This is a genomic window from Campylobacter concisus (assembly GCF_003049735.1).
Lineage (GTDB): Bacteria > Campylobacterota > Campylobacteria > Campylobacterales > Campylobacteraceae > Campylobacter_A > Campylobacter_A concisus_AN.
In genome coordinates this window covers 344,249-360,820 of sequence record NZ_PIRM01000002.1, presented here as the reverse complement: position 1 = coordinate 360,820, position 16,572 = coordinate 344,249, and the positions used below count along the sequence as shown (strand labels likewise).

The window sequence follows — 16,572 nt, the reverse complement described above, 5'->3', positions numbered from 1 at the left end:
GGCTTTGGGCGAGTCAGAGTGGATCTTAAAAAGTTTTTCTTTATCATTTACTGCGTTAAAAATTTGAAGGAGGGTTAGGTGTTGGGGGAGTATCACTGACTTGAGATGTGGTATTTGTGGGACTGGTGAGTATTTTTTAAGCATCAAATAGTTATGTCAAGCATGTGATGTTCGCTAGGCACTATTTCCTCATTATTTGCTATATCGTCCAAATCTTCCTCGTCACTATCTCTTGAATTTTGTTTTTCGCTCTCAAACTCACTTGCTTCTTCTTCATTTTTTTGGCGCTCATGCTCCTTTTCAGGGTCTATTTTATAAGACTCTTCCATCGGACGCACCTCTTTGATCTCTTCGCTTTGTTGCGAGGCAAGCTCAGCTGCCATCAAAGATTGCATATCAAATCTGGCTTGTTGATTTGCATGCACTTGCGATACTACTGGGGCATTTTGATTTATAAAGTTACTATTTCCTAAAGGTGTTACAGCCATTTTTTAGCCTTTATTTATGATGATAGTTTTATAGTTCGTATAAGTGACATTTGCGCCATTTTCACGTTTTAAATTTTCACGCTTAGTGTAGTCTACCTCGTATCTGCCAGCTCCCTTTACGCTAAATTCCACGCAAAATTTAGCAGCCATTTCTAGCACATCTTCAGGCACCCTACTCTTGTTTGTCTTGATGATGACATGGGCGCTTGGGCTATCCTTTAGATGTAACCATATATCGTCTTTTTTGGCAATATCAAGCAAATTTATATTACCTTTTTCGTTTCTACCAACTAAAATTTTAAATTCTCTAACGTAAAAAATTTCAGTATTTTCGCTTACATCTTTTATATGTCTCTCTCTTTGTTTTGCCTTATTTTTTGGGCTTAAAATTTCAAGCTCATAAAGACTGTTCGCTTCTTTTAAAAGAGACTTTAGTCCTTCAAAAAACTCGATTTTTTCTTTTAAATTTCTCTTTTCTATCTCCACGCCAATGGCTTTTGCACGAAGTTTTTTTGATCTTGTGTAAAGCTCATTTGCACTATTTTTTGGTGTATCGCTAAGAGTTAGTTTTATCTCATTACCATCAAAATCTTTTAGACAAATTTCTCTCTCGTAGCCCTTAAAATTTCCCAAATTTGCAAGCAAAAGTGATCCTAAATTCGCAGCTTCTTCACTCTTTCTCATTAGCTCATCTTTGTCTTCAAGTGAGTTTAAAATTTCGCTCATGCTATATATCTTTTTTTGAACGCTTGTAAGCTTTGCCTCTTTTAAACTAGCTATCCTGGACTCATTTACTCTGGTCGCTTCGCCCTTAAAAAACGCCTCAAAGTCAGTTATAGGCTCGCACGGTTTTTCTTTGATGGCGATAGCTGGAAGCTCTCTTAAAACTTCACCAGTTTCTATTTTGCGGTAGCTATTATCGATATGTCTTAACGCCTCTATTATTACGTTGTTTTCATCAGTTATCACAGCATTTGTAAAGCGCCCAGTAAATTCAAGATAAAGCACAAAATTTTCACTTTTATATGAGCCGCTTTGCGTGCAGATAAATTTTAAAATTCTATTATCTTTCAAGCACTCAACGCTTTTTATATGCGAGGCATTAAAGCGCTTTTTTAGGACATTATCAAATGGCGCTTGATAAATTTTTGCTTCTTTTAGCTCATCATCTTTGTAGATAGCGGAGTTTGATTTGTTTAGATCAAATATGATCTTCTCGCCATTAAATTCGATCAAAATAGCCATATCATTAATGCGTTTTGCTTGGTTTATCTTTGTAAAATTTGATAAATAACTTGCTATTTGAACTAAATGTGCGTACTTCATGTGGGGATTATATCAGAAATGTTGCAAAAATGTTTTAATAAAAGCTTTATCGATAGCTATGAAAGAATGGTAAAAATCTGTTTTCTGATCCATGTTTAATTTTTACAATTATTTTATTTGTAATGTTATTAAAATATAAATTTTTCGTAAATTTTTTTCATAAAAATTTAAAATATATTTTTATATAATGATAACTATTTTTATAATATTAAATTTTCTTTAAGGGATGATAAATGAATAAATTTCGCATTAGTGCGGTGCTTTGTTTTGCTATTTCTGCTTTAAATGCTACCGATGTAAGCTTAGATGGGATCAGCATTGAAGATAGCGCAGACGATGGTTATAGAGCTACAACGAGTGAGGTAGGCAAGACAAATACGCCTATCTTAGAGATACCACAAACTGTAAACGTTGTGACCCAGCAGCAGCTAAAGGATAAAAAGCCAGAAAATTTAATGGAATCTCTTCAAAACGTAAGTGGTGTTAGCTATGCGAATACAACTTCAGGAAATTTTGATGCAGCATTAAAGCGTGGCTTTGGTGGCGGGCGTGACGGCTCTATAATGCGTAATGGCGTATCAGCTGGTGTGACGCACAACTTTAATGCAACTGTACAAAGCGTCGAGGTGTTAAAGGGCCCAGCAAGCTTGCTTTACGGCGTTCAAGATGCCGGCGGTATCATAAATCTAGTAACTAAAAAACCGCTTTATGAAAATAGCAATGAAATTTGGCTTGGCACCGGTAATAAAAAGTATAGAGATTTTGGCTTTGATTCAACTGGAGCTTTGGGTGAGAGCGGTTTTGCATATAGATTTATATTTGATTGGTCGGGTAAGGATTATTGGAGAGAGTATGGCGAATATAAAAATTTACTCATCGCTCCAAGTATAAGTTATAAAGGCAACGACTATCGTATTGATGCTGCCTACTCCCATACAAAATACACCGACCCCGCAGATCGCGGCATGTATATGCTAGAATCAGGACAAATTTTAGACATAGATAAAAAAGTCAGATTAGATGAGCCATTTAACGAAATAGATGGCAAAGTAGATACTTTTGATCTAAGTTTTGAGAAAAATTTTGGCGAGAATTGGCTATTAAAGGGAGCTTATGCATTTTCACGCTCACTACATGAATACGGACAAGCTCGCATTATGAATATAAATTTAGCTAGCGGAATCGCAAAAAGACGTATGGAGTGGTATGAAGATTTTGAGCATAAGACCCATGCTGGATCACTTACATTAAACGGCATAGTAGAAACTGGAAGTATCACTCATAATCTCTTATTTGGAGTAGATGCTAAAGAGTATCTAAGACAACGTCCAGAAGCTCGTCAGATCGAAGCAAACGATGCTAGAAATAATATAAATATCTACTCACCGATCTATGGCAGAGTTAGCGTAGATGACATCAAAAGTAGAGGCGCTAGCAAAAAGACGCAATACCACAAACTAAAAACGATCGGTACTTACGCACAAGATAGTATAAATTTAACCGATAGCTTAATATTTGTAGCGGGACTAAGGTATGAATACTACAACCAAATAGTAGGCGATCAAAACAGATATGCCGCTAGACCTGTACCATTTACAAAAAGTATAGATAAAAGTGGTGGCAAGCTGCTTTATAATGTCGGACTTTTATATCTACTAACTCCTGAGTGGTCAGTTTATACTAGTCATTCTCAAAGCTTTAAGCCACAAACTTCTATCGGCAGCAAAGGTGCTGTCTCATTAGAGCCAGAAGAGGGAAAATCTATCGAGTTTGGAACAAAATTTCAAAACAATAGCATAACCGCAATGGCAGCTTTATTTAATATCGATAAGAAAAATATTATAAATAATGTAAATAATATATCATATACGAGTGGTAAAGCAAATTCTAGAGGAGTAGAGTTTGATTTTAATGGACGTATTACAGATGGACTTAGCGTAAGTTCAAGCTATACCTACACCAAAACTAAACTAAAAGAAGATAGAAATATGGCTTGGAAGGTGGGTAAGCCGCTTGAGGCTACTCCAAAGCATCAAGCGAGTTTATTTGCTAATTACGATTTTACTCATCTTGGCGTAAAAGGTCTAAGAATAGGTGGTGGCGCCAGGTATTTTGGCTCTTGGTATACTTACAATCAACAAAAAAGCTCAGCAGCTTATGGAAGCTTTTATAAATTACCACATGCTATTACTTACGATGCTTTTGTTAGCTATACAACTAAAATTTCAGGCTATGAGACAGTTTTTGCATTTAATGTGAAAAACCTAACCGATAAACTTTACTACGTAACAGCATCATCTGGAACCGACTCTTCAGTGCTGCCTATCACCCCAGGCTATGCTCGTCAGTTTATGCTAACAGCTAGCGTTAAATTCTAAATTTACTAGGCCTTTTGGCTTAGTAAATTTTCTTTAAATTTAGCAATTTTCGTTAAAATCGCCTCAAAAATTTAAAGGAAATTTATGAAACAAACTATCACCGAGAAAATATTTTCAGATCACGTTGGCAAAGAGGTAAGTGCAGGAGAGATCATCGAGAGCAAGATTGATATGATCATAGGCAATGACATCACGACGCCTATTTCGATCAAGCAATTTGAGCGAAGTGGCGCTAAAAAGCTAGCTAACCCAGATGGCTTTGCCATCGTGATGGATCACTACATCCCGACAAAAGATATCCTAAGCGCAAATCAAGCCAAAATTTCACGCGAATTTGCCTACAAACACGACCTTAAAAACTATTTTGATGAAAAAGATATGGGCATCGAGCACGCGCTTTTGCCTGAAAAGGGGCTAGTCATCCCAGGTGATGTCATTATCGGAGCAGATAGTCACACCTGTACGCACGGCGCTCTTGGAGCGTTTAGTACCGGCATGGGCAGCACCGACCTAGCTTATGCGATGATCACTGGCAAAAACTGGTTTAAAGTGCCTGAGAGCATCAAAGTCGTCTTTAAAGGCAAGCTTGATAAGCACGTTTATGGCAAGGATCTCATCCTTGAGATCATCCGCCAAATAGGTGTTGATGGCGCGCTTTACAAGGCGCTTGAGTTTAGCGGCGAGGTAATAGATACTCTTAGCATAGATGATAGATTTTCAATGTGCAACATGGTGATCGAAGCTGGCGCAAAGAGCGGTATCATCGCGGTTGATGAGATCACAAAAGAGTTTTTAAAAGATAAAAATTTACGCGATAAACCAAAATTTTTCTACTCAGACGAGGGCGCAAAATACGACAAAATTTTAGAGATAGATGTCACAAACCTTGATCCAGTCATCGCATATCCATTTTTGCCAAGCAACGGCAAGAGCGTAAGACAGGCGGTTCGCGACGATCTAGCTATAGATCAGGCATTTATCGGCTCATGCACAAATGGCCGTCTAAGCGACCTTCGTATCGCGGCACAAATTTTAAAAGGCAACAAAGTAGCCCGCAAAACAAGGCTCATCATCACTCCAGCGACGCAAAAGATTGCAAGAGCTGCTGAAAAAGAGGGGCTAATCGACATTTTCATAGAAGCTGGCGCAGTTGTGAGCAACCCAACATGTGGCGCTTGTCTTGGCGGATATATGGGAATTTTAGGCGCAAATGAGCGCTGTATTTCAACAACAAATAGAAATTTCGTCGGCCGTATGGGCGATAGAACGAGTGAAATTTATCTAGCCAACTCAGCAGTTGTAGCAGCCTCAGCCATAGCAGGTAAAATCGCTGATCCAAGGGACTTATAAAAAATAATATGGATAGTTTGATATCTGACTTATTGAAAATTATACTTGGTGCAGTCCTAACAATGTGTGCGCAATGGGTGTACGCTAATCTAAACACGAAAAAAGAGAAAAATAAACTCAGGCAACAAAAGCTAGAGGAAGCGTTTATTATAGTAGGGGATATTTTAGGGGGAATACATTACAAAGTAGCTTTATTAATAAATCCAAATTTAAATATAGAAAATCCAAAATTTGAAATTGGTAAATTACACTCGCTTATCAGTTTTTACGCACCAGAACTGCAAGAGGACTATAAGGATTTTATGTCCACATATCAAGAATTCGGTCCGCTTATCCTAAACAAATTCAGAACTTTAGGTAGTGATGACAAAAGAATAGAGGCAACAACTAAGGAGCTAGTGCAAATAATCTTTTCGCTAAGCTCAAAAGGCAATATAATTAAAGAAAAGTTAGCCAAAATAGCGCAAACATTATAAATTAGTTGTTGCGGCGAAGCAAATAATGTTTTATATAAAATCGCCACAACAACTAAATCAGCGCATTAAAACGCTGTTATAGTTGCCAAAAGACCAAAGATTATGCCTGGGAAGTTTGCAGCAGAAAGTGGATAGTCTTTTTTAGCTTTTAATAGTCCGTAACTTGTCCAGATTGTGCAGTTTAGTGCAGCCGCTAGTGGCTGTATAAAAGGCGTCTTGTTGCCGTCAAGATTACCCATTATTTGTGGGATGTATGAAAAGTACATAACAACTGATAGGCATGTGCCGATCCAGCCTAAAATTTGTAGATTTTTTTCGCTCATTGCTTCTCCTTAAATAAAAGCGCCATTATATCTTTTTTTAATCATAGCAAGCAAATGGATAAAATGGCCATGATTTTTACTGCGATTAAGATGGTTTTAGTAAAATTGAGCATTTTAAAAGGATAAAAATGCCAGATATAGTATATGACAAAGCAAAATGGCACTGGGGTGCGAAAGATGCGCCGACTGATATACCGCATGAAAACGGTGCGACACACATTGCTTTTTTCTTTCGCTGGTGCATGGAACACAAATTTTATTCAAAGGAATTTGCGGCAGATTTTGCGGACGATATAGCACAGATGGACGAAAATTTTAACTATCGTCAGTATCTTTTTGACGCTATGGACGGCGTACTTGGAAGCGCGGAGCTAAATACTGCTGGTAAAGTCTTTGCAAAAGCTTACTATACGACTGATCGGACAAAATTTGCCAAAATGTATGGTTGGTATTTGCAGGATTATACGGATTTTGTTTCGAAAAAATTTGGTGAAAAATACTTTGATAACGCCTATTTTTATATAGAAAATTCACAAGAAAATTATGCCTTGATCAAAGCTATCATTGATCGTCGCTATGAGGAATTTTTAACAATGAAAAGGGCAAAGCAGGCTTAAAATTTCACAAGTAGCATAAACAAAAATAAGTTTTTATCACATATTTTTGGTAGATCAAAGCCGCTTTTAGCTAAATTTAACCTCATAACTTTCTTAAGGGAAAAGATGCAAACTTGCGTGATTTTAGCAGGTGGCAAAAGCTCGCGTATGGGGCAAGATAAGACACTTTTGCCATTTGGTGGTTTTAAGACTCTTACTCATTATGAGGTTGAGAAATTTAGCAAAGTTTTTGACGAAGTTTATGTAAGTTCAAAATTTGAGAAATTTAGCCCGCCACTAAAGCTTATAAAAGATGAAAATAGCAATAACTATTCGCCAATGCTCGCACTTTACTCCATTCTTAAAAATTTTGATCATAGCATTTTTGTGATACCAGCTGATATGCCATTTTTTGATCTTAAAAGCTTAGAGGAGCTTGCCAAATTTAAAGATGAATTTGACATGGTTGTAGCTAGTGATAATGAGCATATTCACTCGCTTTGTGGTTTTTTTAGTCCAAGGCTTGCCACTTTGGCTCATGAGTTTTATTTAAAAAATGAACATAAAATCGGGATTTTGAGGAAAAGCTGTAAATGCAAAGTCGTAAATTTTAAAGATAGTGAGCAGTTTTTTAACGTAAATTTCCCTGACGAATACGAAATGGCAAAGAAAATCCAAGAAAAGAAGATAGATGATGAGTAAAATTTTATTATTTTTAAGCCTTAGTCTTAGTTTTTTGATGGCAAGTGGGCTAGATGATTTTAAAAGAGCACAAGAGCTGGAGCAAAGTGGCGACATAAAGGCTGCGATGCAAATTTATAAAGAGCTAGCCAAAAGCTCTTTAAACGAGCAAAGCGTGATACAAAATGTGCAAGAGAGTGAGCCAGCGCTAAGAGAGGCAAAGCTAAAGCAAGCTGATCTTTTAAGAGAAGATAAAAGTGATAAAAATTTACAAAATGCACTTGGTATTGAGCTTTATAAATTTAACTACCTTTTGCCGGTAACTTATGCTAAAAATGTGCCAAACGATGAGCGAAAGAGCGTTGAAACTAAGTTTCAAATAAGCCTTGCAAAGCCGTTATTTTATGACCTGTTTGGATTTAGAGAGAGCCTTGTGGCAGCCTACACGCAGACATCTTGGTGGCAGATAACAAGAACTTCAGCGCCATTTCGTGAGACGAACTATCAGCCAGAAATTTTTCTAAATTTTGCTTCTCCAAAATATTTGGATCAAATAGGTGTAAAAAACCTAAAATTTGGACTTTTGCATGAGTCAAATGGACGAGATGGTAGCAATTCAAGAAGCTGGAATAGAGCTTATGTGCAAAGTGATTTTGTTTTTGACAAGCTTAGCATTTCGCCAAGAGCTTGGATGGTAGTGGGCAATAAGGGCGATAATAAAGATATATTAAAATACATAGGACACGGCGATGTAAGGCTTAGCTACAACCTTAATGAACACATTTTTAGCCTAATGCTAAGAAATAACTTACATTTTGATAAAACAAACAAAGGTGCGGCTGAAATTTCATATATGTTTCCTATCTTCTCAACCGGAGTTTATGGCTATTTGCAGTATTTTACGGGATATGGCGAGAGTTTGATTGATTATAATAGGCATACTGATAAATTTGGTCTTGGTTTTGTTATTTTAAAATAAGCTAAAAATTTTAAGCTTATAAAATGGCTAAATTTAGGCAAATAGTCATAAATTTACTCAAATATGTCAAAAAAATTTAATTAATCAAAAAACTTAAAAATATTAGAAAAAATACAAGCAAATTTTGCTAAAATCTTAAGCAAAATCTCAGAGCAAAGGAGTTTTTATGAGCGGAATCTCACTAATTGTCTGTTTTATTGTAGCCATCATACTTATGATCGTTATGATCTCTAAGCTAAAAGTGCATCCATTCTTGGCACTTATGAGCATTTCTTTGGTTCTTGCGATCGTCGCAGGCATTGATCTGTCCAAGATCCCAGCGATGATAGGTGTCGGCTTTAGTGGCACATTTAAGAGTATCGGTATCGTTATTATCTTTGGAACGATCATCGGCACTGTGCTTGAAAAAACGGGAGCTGCTTTAAAGCTAGCTGATATGGTCGTAAAGCTAGTCGGACAAAAGCGTCCAGAGCTTGCTATGCTTATCATGGGCTGGGTTGTTGGCATTCCGGTATTTTGTGATAGCGGATTTGTCGTTTTAAACTCTATTCGCGAGGCACTTTATAAGAAAATTTCAGCAAGCCCAGTCGCGATGTCAGTCGCACTTAGTGGCGGCCTATACGCATCTCACGTCTTTATCCCGCCAACTCCTGGCCCAATAGCAGCCGCAGGAACACTTGGTCTTGGCGGAAATTTACTCCTTGTCATCATCATGGGAACAGTCGTTTCAGTGCCTGTGTTGATAGCTGTTTATTTCTTTTCAAAGAGTGTTGGCAAAAGTGTGACTATTAGCGACAAAGATGCTGACGCTACCATCACAGCTACCTACGAAGAGCTTTTAAAGAAATTTGGCACACTACCTAGTGGATTTTTGAGCCTTGCACCTATCATCATGCCTATCATTTTTATGGCGATCGGCTCTATTGTCGATGTTTTGGCAAAACAAGGCATGTTTGATAAAACGGCTCTCTTGCCAAAGATACTTTTATTTTTAGGAAATCCTATCATTGCTCTTGCAATCGGCGTGATCTTTTGCGTATTTTTATTAGTAGAAGCCAGAAAGATAAGAGAATTTGACCACATCACGAACGAATCTTTAAAGATCGCTGGACCGATACTCTTTATCACAGCAGCTGGCGGTGTTTTGGGTAATGTCATCACTGAGGCCGGCTTTGTAAATTTCATAAAAGAAAACGCAACCGCCATAAAAGCGATAGGAATTTTCTTCCCATTCATCATCTCGGCCGTACTAAAAACCGCTCAAGGAAGCTCGACCGTGGCTATCATCACGACAGCGTCTATCATGGGTGCGTTTAGTGCTGATAATTCGCTCATGCACACACTTGGCTTTACGACCGAGCTTTCGGCTGCACTTTGCGTCATGGCGATAGCATCTGGTGCGATGTGCGTATCTCACGCAAATGACAGCTACTTCTGGGTTGTGACAAATTTTAGCAAGATGAGCGCAGAACAAGGATATCGCACACAAACGGCTATGACGTTTATAATGGGCATCGTTGGTATAATTAGCGTTTACATATTATCTTTGGTGCTTTTATGAGAATTTTAGTTGCGATTGATTCGTTAAAAGGCTCGCTTAGCTCGCTTGAAGCGGGCCTTGCTGTAAAAGAAGGACTAGAAGAGATTGGCTGCGAGGTCGTTGTCAAACCTATAGCAGATGGTGGCGAGGGTAGTGTAGAGGCGATGGCTGATGCACTCGGTGCAAAATTTATAGATACGATAGTTAAAAATCCACTTGGAATTGAAATTTTAGCTAGATATGCACTAAAAGATGACCTTGCAATACTTGAAATGTCAAGTGCTTCTGGCCTTACACTCATAAATCCAGATGAGAGAAATCCACTAAAAACTAGCACATTTGGCTTTGGTCAGATGATAAAAGATGCCATTGCTAAAGGCGCTAGAAAATTTATCATTGGCATCGGTGGAAGTGCGACAAATGACGCTGGTACAGGCATGCTTAGCGCACTTGGCTTTAAATTTTATGATAAAGATGGTGTTTTGCTTGAAGGAAAAGGCGAGAATTTAGCCAAAATTTGTGAGTTTACAGATGAAGATGCTTTAAAAGAGCTAAAGGAGTGCGAGTTTTTAATAGCCTGCGATGTAGATAATCCGCTTTATGGCATGAATGGAGCAGCCCATGTTTATGCCCCTCAAAAGGGTGCAAATGGCCGTATGGTAAAAGAGCTTGATGATGGGCTAAAACACTTTGCAACTCTTGTAAAGGAAAAGACTAATAGCAAATTTCACACACAAAAAGGTGCTGGCGCAGCTGGCGGACTTGGTTTTGCATTCGTGGCATTTTTGGGAGCGAAACTTCGCCTAGGTATTGAGATCATTACGCAGACTATCGCGCTTGAGGATGAGATCAAAAAGGCTGATCTAGTCATCACTGGTGAAGGCCGTATGGATTTTCAAAGCTCAATGGGCAAGACGCCAACTGGGGTTGCAAAACTAGCCAAAAAGTATCATAAGCCAGTGATCGCATTTGCTGGAAGCGTGCAAAAATGTGCCAAAGATTGCCACAAAAATGGGATTGATGCCTATTTTTGTATATTAAATGAGCCAGTGAGTCTTGAAGAAGCTATGAGAAAAGATGTTGCGATTAGAAATTTAAAGATGACAGCAGAGCAAGTCATTCGCCTTTATAAGCTAAACTACAAAGCATAAATTTAAGAAGATAGAAGTTTATTTTCTATCTTTTTCCTACTTCTTTCTAAAATTTACTATCCAAATTCTATCTTTTAAGTGCTACAAAAATTCTCAAAATTTAATACATTTTGCAAAAATATAAAATAAACTTTAGAAAAAATATTTACTATGTTAAAATAAGGAAAAATTCTAAAAAGAAAGGAGAATTTTTTATGCAACAGACCTTAAATTCTCGTCGCAGCTTCATTGCAGCTGCAGGATTATTTTTTGCTACGACCGCACTAAAGGCTGCACCAAAGGACTTTAGCGGTAGTAATGTTCGCTACGGCATGGCGATAGATCTAACAAGATGTGTTGGATGTCAGTCATGTACTATGAGCTGTATGTTAGAAAACGACGTTCAGCCAGGCGCTTTTAGAACCATTGTTTCCGAGTACGAGGCAAGAGATAAGAGCGGTAAAATGGCAGTCATTGCGTCACTTCCAAGACTTTGCAACCACTGCAACAATCCAGCCTGTATTAGTGTTTGTCCAACTGGTGCTAGCCATCAAAGAAGTAATGGTATAGTAAAGATTGATACAAAAGAGTGCATAGGCTGTGCGCTTTGCGTAGAGGCCTGTCCATATCACGCAAGATATCTTAGCCTGCATACCTATAAGGCCGATAAATGTACCTTTTGTGATCACAGACTAAGAGCAGGGCTTCAGCCAGCATGTGTAGAGAGCTGTGTGGGCGGTAGCCGTATAATAGGCGATCTTAATGATCCTAACTCAAATATTAGAAAATTTCTAGCCACACATGAGACTATGGTTATAGATAGCCCTAAAAATACAAATCCACAGGTGTTCTACCACGGTGTTAGTGAAATTTTGGCTAAAAACAATAAAAAACTCGAGCTTGATAATGGATATAAAAAGGTTATCGGCTGGAGCGAAGAGATAGCACAGTAAAAGGAAATAAGTAATGCAAAGAAGAGAATTTTTAAAAAGATCAGCCGTGCTCTCAACACTAACCACGAGTGCTATGCTGGCAGATGAAGATAAGGACGACTATAAACCGCAGGCAAACTCGCTAGAGCCTGAATTTAGCGTAAAAGATGGCAAAATTTCACTTAGCGATGGACATAGCGTTATCTTTTCTATGTGCCACGGCTGTACGACGAAGTGTGGCATAAGACTTCATGTGGACGACAAAAACGACCGAGTTTTAAGATGTAGTGGCAACCCATACCACCCACTTTCAAACGTACACTGGGCAAATTTTGACACATCGATAAATGACGCACTTCTTGCCACAACACTAAGTGGCGAAGACGAAAAGCGAGCCACAGTTTGCGCTAGAGGAGCGATATTGCCTGAGATGATAGACTCACCTGCAAGGATACTAACACCACTAAAGAGAGTTGGTAAAAGGGGTGAGGGAAAGTGGAAGAGCATAAGCTTTGAGCAGCTAGTAGAAGAGGTGGTGGAGGGCGGAGATCTCTTTGGTGAGGGGTACGTGGACGGGCTAAGAGCGATATATAGCGACGAGCTAATCGACAGCGAAAACCCAGAGTATGGCACTAAGCGCAATCAATTTTTAAGTTTTTATCTATATGACGGGCGCTCTGACATCGTTGATCGCTTTGTCAAAAAGTCATTTGGCACTGTAAATCACTACTCTCACGGCGGAATTTGCGGTGGTGGCTTTAGGGTCGGTGGCAAGATTGCGCACAACGCAAAGGGCTTTGCACATACAAAACCAGACTATGAAAACTCTAAATTTGTCATCTACTGGGGCACTTCGCCGTCAAATGGTGGCAACCCTTTCCAAAAACAGGCAAAAATGCTCTCTTACGCAAGAGGCACGAGAGATGACTTTAGCTACGCAGTGGTCGACCCAAGCGTTACAAACGCTGTAAAATACGCCTCTTCAGATAAAGGCCGCTGGATAGCGATAAAGCCAGGCACCGACTCAGCTCTAGCTATGGCGATGATACGCTGGATCATAGAAAATGAAAAATACGCTACAAACTACCTTATCCAGCCAAATTTAGACCAGGCAAAGCTAGCAGGCGAGATACACTGGTGCAACGCCACGCATCTAGTCATTACCGAAAAAGGTCACAAAGACTACGGCAAATTTGCACTTATTAATAACGAGTGGCAGGTCTGCTCGCAAGATGGCAAGATACAAAGCTACAAGGTAAATGAACCAGCCAAGCTCTACTACAAAGGTAAAATTTTAATAGACGGCAAAAAGGTCGAGGTAAAAAGCTCAATGCAGCTTTTAAAAGAGTCAGCTTATAATCATAGCTTAGAGGAGTACTCAAAAATTTGCGGCGTGAGTGTTGAAGATATCATCTGGCTTTGCGAAAATTTCACCAAAAACGGCAGACAGGTGAGCACAAACGTGCATGGCGGTATGATGCATACTCAAGCTGGTATGACTACTTTTGCGATACTTTGTCTAAACACACTAATGGGCACTTACGGCTACAAAGGCGGCAACGTCAATGCAAGTGCCGGCACACACGAGTTTTTAAAGGGCAGATATGACCTTGAGAGCTTTGAGGGTGCTTATAAGCCAAATGGTCTAAATTTATCAAGATCAGGCAAATACTACGAAACAAGCTCTGAGTATAAGCGCAAAGTGGCAGCTGGCGGCAGCGGCTATCCATCAACTCAGCCATGGTATCCTATCTCTATGCCACTTGTAAACGAAACGCTTACAAGTCACAAGGCTGGCTATCCATACAAAGTAAAAGTTTTCATAAACTACATGACAAACGTACTTTACGGACAAGCAGGACTTGAAAGAGCGGTCTTAGACGTACTAAAAGATAGTAAAAATTTACCACTTTTTGTGGGCATAGACGCCTTTATGAACGAGACAAACGCCTATGCTGACTACATCGTGCCAGATGGGGTAAATTTGGAAAACTGGGCACTTCCAAACTCTCTTTGGGGAACGATCGCTAAAACTTCAGTCGTGCGCTATCCAGCTGTTAGCTCAAAGCAGGCAAAGGATAAAAACGGCGGCGCGATCGACGTTGAGGCATTTTATATAGCTGTGGCAAAGAGGCTTGGACTAAAAGGCTTTGGCAAAAATGCCTTTAAAGACAAAGACGGAAATTTCATGGACCTTGACGTAAAAGAGCAGTATTACGCGGCTGCACTAGCAAATTTAGCCTTTGACGGCGAGGGTGTGAAAGATATAAGCGACGAGGATAAAAAGCTTAGTAAGATCTCAAGAGTGATGACAAAACTTGATCCTTATCTAAAAGACGAAGAGAAGCCAAAAGTGGCGCACGTGCTAGCAAAAGGCGGCAGATATGACAGCTACGAGAGCGCATACAAGGGCGATAAAGCAACCATAAAAGTGCCAGCGCCTACGCCAGCTTCGATCTACTATGAGCCACTTGGCGGACACAGACACTCAATAACAGGCGAATATATGCCAGGAGTGCCAAGTCTGATGCTACCAGTAGCAAGTGACGGCACGCCGCTTGAGAAATTTTTCCCACGCTCTGAGTGGAAATACACAGTAAGCTCAAGAAAGTCAAATATCCAACACTTCTACACCTTTGTTAGCCCAAGGCTAAGATCTGTTCATCCTAAGAATTTCATAAGGATATCGACAGATGTGGCTAGCGAGCAAGGCATACGCTCAGGTGATAAGGTGAAGGTGACTACGCCTTATGGTGCGCAAGTTGGTGAGGCGTTTGTGACGGATGGCGTTGCTAGCGGAGTTATTAGTATCGAGCATGGATTTGGCCATGATGAGTTTGGTATAAGAACGCACACTGTCGATGGAAAGCCAGCTTTTGGGATCGCAAATTTAGAAAAAGGGGTCAATCATAATAAGCTTGGACTTCTTGATCCAAAAAGAAATGGCGAATTTAGTTTAAATGACTGGTTGGTTGGTACTTGCGCTAGACAAGCACTTCCTGCAAATATAAGAAAGATCGGCTAGTTTGATATAAATTTGGCGAGTAGAGTAAAATTTGCTTGCCAAATTTCACTTTTTGTAAGAGCTTTTGACTAGCGGATTGTAAATTTAGATACAGAGCAAGCTTTTAGGCTGCTTGCAAGCTAAATTTTCCTTATATATTTATAGGGTTTCATAGTTAAATAATATTTTAAATTTTGCATGAGTTAAATTTAGTATTGCTAGTTTGCTTTGGCTTTAAGCGCTCTAGTTTGCTAGATCCTCAGCTACTTTTGCAGCGAGTTTTAGCTTGTCACTATCAAAGTGTGTGTAAATTCGCGAGGTATTTAAGCTTGCATGACCTAGAGCTTCTTGCACCAAAACAAGGTCCTTTTGCTTTTTGTAAAGCATCGTTGCAAAGGTATGACGCAGCATGTGAGCACCATTTTTCTCTTTTCTAATACCAGCCTTAAAAAGGATCTGCTCCACTATGCGACTTACATAGGCTTGCGTCAGTCTGGTGCCTTTTTTATTGATGAAAAGATAGCCCTCTTTGTTTATGTAGTTTATTGCGATCGCATTTAGATGAGCTTCTATTAGGTGACGTTTTATCATAACGATACGGTATTTGTTACCTTTGCCTCGGATCCTAATGATAAAAAGATCGCCATCTTCAGTGATGTCCTTTCGCTTTAAATTTAGAGCCTCGCTCACACGAATACCAGTAAAAATTATCGTTTTTATTATGAGCTTATTGCGATTTGAGTTTTGCTTAAAATCACTCTCCTCGATCGCATCTAGAAATTTTTTGACCTCATCTTCACCCATAAACTCAGGTAACTTTTGCCCTTTGTTGCCACTCACTCCGCCCCAGTTTTTTAAATTTATATCAAAAACATGGGCTTTGCCGTCCTCTTCGTTTTGTTTGTCTAAAAACGCAAAGAAATTTATCACTGAGATGCGGTAATTTTTCTTACTAGCATCGCTTAGTCCGCCGGTTGTGCTAGCTAATATTTCACTTAACAGCTCTTCATCGATCTGCTTTAGGCTACTAAGCTCGTAAAATTTCATAGTTTCATATATTTTTTTAAGTGGATTAAAGTAGGTATTTATGCCAGTAAGCCCTGCGTTTCTCGCGCTTTTTACCAGGCCATCAAGCTGGTCTATGTTCTTTACCTCACGGCTTAGAGCGTAATTCACACTTGCAAGCGCTTTTGGGTCCCTAAGCTCTTTATTCGAAAGTGAGCTAAGTTTAAATTTGACATAGCGAGTGAGCCAAAATATAAATGAGTTTTCAAAATTATCTTTACAATCAAGCGGATATTTCAAACCAATAACCTTAAATTTTTATTTTGAAAAGTATTATATTTGAAATTTTATAAAAACTACTCTT

At 39.0% G+C, this 16,572-nt stretch carries 14 protein-coding genes; 10 read left to right on the top strand and 4 right to left on the bottom strand.

Annotation, left to right across the window (positions count from 1 at the left end; translation table 11 throughout):
- Positions 1 to 143: 143 nt before the first annotated feature.
- Both CVS97_RS06070 and CVS97_RS06065 read right to left on the bottom strand, forming a co-directional pair.
- The gene (locus CVS97_RS06070; protein WP_107785440.1) at positions 144 to 488 is read right to left on the bottom strand and encodes a hypothetical protein; all 345 of its coding nucleotides are present in this window, start codon (positions 486 to 488) and stop codon (positions 144 to 146) included.
- A gap of 3 nt (positions 489 to 491) precedes the next feature.
- Complete coding sequence (locus tag CVS97_RS06065) at positions 492 to 1,814, bottom strand: NFACT RNA binding domain-containing protein (protein ID WP_107785439.1); 1,323 nt, start codon at positions 1,812 to 1,814, stop codon at positions 492 to 494.
- A gap of 233 nt (positions 1,815 to 2,047) precedes the next feature.
- Between CVS97_RS06065 and CVS97_RS06060 the strand changes: the two genes are divergently transcribed.
- From CVS97_RS06060 to CVS97_RS06050, 3 genes are all read left to right on the top strand, one after another.
- A complete protein-coding gene (locus tag CVS97_RS06060) occupies positions 2,048 to 4,192 on the top strand; it encodes a TonB-dependent siderophore receptor (RefSeq protein ID WP_107785438.1) in 2,145 nt (714 codons plus the stop codon).
- Positions 4,193 to 4,276: 84 nt separating this feature from the next.
- Positions 4,277 to 5,542: a 3-isopropylmalate dehydratase large subunit gene (gene leuC / locus CVS97_RS06055; RefSeq protein ID WP_107785437.1), complete on the top strand. Its 1,266-nt coding sequence runs from the start codon at positions 4,277 to 4,279 to the stop codon at positions 5,540 to 5,542.
- An 8-nt stretch (positions 5,543 to 5,550) separates the two neighbouring features.
- On the top strand, positions 5,551 to 6,018 hold the full coding sequence (locus CVS97_RS06050; protein WP_159070902.1) for a hypothetical protein: 468 nt from the start codon (positions 5,551 to 5,553) through the stop codon (positions 6,016 to 6,018).
- A gap of 65 nt (positions 6,019 to 6,083) precedes the next feature.
- Here CVS97_RS06050 and CVS97_RS06045 read toward each other — a convergent pair whose 3' ends face one another.
- Positions 6,084 to 6,341, bottom strand: coding sequence for a SemiSWEET family transporter (locus CVS97_RS06045; RefSeq protein ID WP_021091682.1), 258 nt, complete (start codon positions 6,339 to 6,341; stop codon positions 6,084 to 6,086).
- A gap of 128 nt (positions 6,342 to 6,469) precedes the next feature.
- On the opposite strand from CVS97_RS06045, the gene CVS97_RS06040 reads away from it, so the two are divergent.
- The 7 genes from CVS97_RS06040 (at position 6,470) to CVS97_RS06010 (ending at position 15,224) form a co-directional block, all read left to right on the top strand.
- On the top strand, positions 6,470 to 6,958 hold the full coding sequence (locus CVS97_RS06040) for a hypothetical protein (RefSeq protein WP_107785435.1): 489 nt from the start codon (positions 6,470 to 6,472) through the stop codon (positions 6,956 to 6,958).
- A gap of 105 nt (positions 6,959 to 7,063) precedes the next feature.
- A complete protein-coding gene (locus CVS97_RS06035) occupies positions 7,064 to 7,639 on the top strand; it encodes a molybdenum cofactor guanylyltransferase (protein ID WP_107785434.1) in 576 nt (191 codons plus the stop codon).
- On the top strand, positions 7,632 to 8,597 hold the full coding sequence (locus CVS97_RS06030; protein WP_107785452.1) for a phospholipase A: 966 nt from the start codon (positions 7,632 to 7,634) through the stop codon (positions 8,595 to 8,597). The genes CVS97_RS06035 and CVS97_RS06030 overlap by 8 nt, the downstream gene beginning before the upstream one ends.
- A 166-nt stretch (positions 8,598 to 8,763) precedes the next feature.
- The gene (locus CVS97_RS06025; RefSeq protein WP_107785433.1) at positions 8,764 to 10,158 is read left to right on the top strand and encodes a GntP family permease; all 1,395 of its coding nucleotides are present in this window, start codon (positions 8,764 to 8,766) and stop codon (positions 10,156 to 10,158) included.
- Positions 10,155 to 11,288: a glycerate kinase gene (locus CVS97_RS06020; protein WP_107785432.1), complete on the top strand. Its 1,134-nt coding sequence runs from the start codon at positions 10,155 to 10,157 to the stop codon at positions 11,286 to 11,288. Before CVS97_RS06025 ends, CVS97_RS06020 begins: the two co-directional genes overlap by 4 nt.
- Positions 11,289 to 11,482: 194 nt before the next feature.
- A complete protein-coding gene (locus CVS97_RS06015; protein WP_107785431.1) occupies positions 11,483 to 12,220 on the top strand; it encodes a 4Fe-4S dicluster domain-containing protein in 738 nt (245 codons plus the stop codon).
- 13 nt (positions 12,221 to 12,233) lie between these two features.
- Complete coding sequence (locus CVS97_RS06010; protein WP_107785430.1) at positions 12,234 to 15,224, top strand: molybdopterin dinucleotide binding domain-containing protein; 2,991 nt, start codon at positions 12,234 to 12,236, stop codon at positions 15,222 to 15,224.
- Positions 15,225 to 15,446: 222 nt separating this feature from the next.
- Here CVS97_RS06010 and CVS97_RS06005 read toward each other — a convergent pair whose 3' ends face one another.
- Positions 15,447 to 16,508 carry a tyrosine-type recombinase/integrase gene (locus CVS97_RS06005; RefSeq protein WP_087577899.1) on the bottom strand — a complete coding sequence of 354 codons (1,062 nt, stop codon included), beginning with the start codon at positions 16,506 to 16,508 and terminating at the stop codon, positions 15,447 to 15,449.
- Between the last annotated feature and the right edge of the window lie 64 nt (positions 16,509 to 16,572).